Below are 566 nucleotides of genomic sequence, written 5' to 3'. Positions count from 1 at the left end.
ATGCGACACTGCATTTCATAAAGTTGCTCGATACCTACTGCCGTTTTTATAAACTATTCTATGAGGCAGCATGGCATAAAACTATACGGTTTTCGGGAAAATGCTCCGATCTCAATATGTCCGCATAAAAAGTAGGTTAAAAGCCAATTTATTGAATAAAAGCTAAAACTTAAGTGTTAGGTGGGTTGAGATAAATGGTCTTAAAGTTAAGGTTTCTACCTAAGCTTTTGATGAACGCGGTAGCCAACAACGTAGCCAATGTAGAATAACGCAGCGAGCGTAATGAATGCTGTGACGTAGGCAAAAATGCTATTCAGCCCTAGCCCGAAAGCCAGTGTAAATGCGATGCCGTTCACTGCTTCTGCAGGCATCATGTACCAATCAGCATGAACGGAAGATCCGAAGAGGAGAAATGTGCAAAGTAAAACGATCGTGCCGCCGAGCAAGCCGACCCATCTGCTGTTGTTCATGTTGTAATCTCAGGGGTTACCGAAGTAACGTAACAAAATATTTCAGAGCCGGCATTATACAACCGAGAGAGGGTATAGGTGGTAGAAATATTTGCC

General features: G+C 42.6%; 1 protein-coding gene. It reads right to left on the bottom strand.

Annotated features, from left to right (window positions below; genetic code table 11):
- Positions 1 to 215: 215 nt before the first annotated feature.
- The gene (locus tag R8O11_RS30100) at positions 216 to 470 is read right to left on the bottom strand and encodes a hypothetical protein (protein ID WP_011106259.1); all 255 of its coding nucleotides are present in this window, start codon (positions 468 to 470) and stop codon (positions 216 to 218) included.
- Between the last annotated feature and the right edge of the window lie 96 nt (positions 471 to 566).

The sequence above is a fragment of the Vibrio sp. 1288 genome, assembly GCF_033344475.1.
Note: the sequence above shows the minus strand (reverse complement) of the source record. Positions and strands in the feature narration are given on the sequence as shown.

What these genes read in the sequence shown, in the direction of transcription:
- R8O11_RS30100 (WP_011106259.1), bottom strand. Translation starts at nt 470, where the DNA reads ATGAACAACAGCAGATGGGTCGGCTTGCTCGGCGGCACGATCGTTTTA.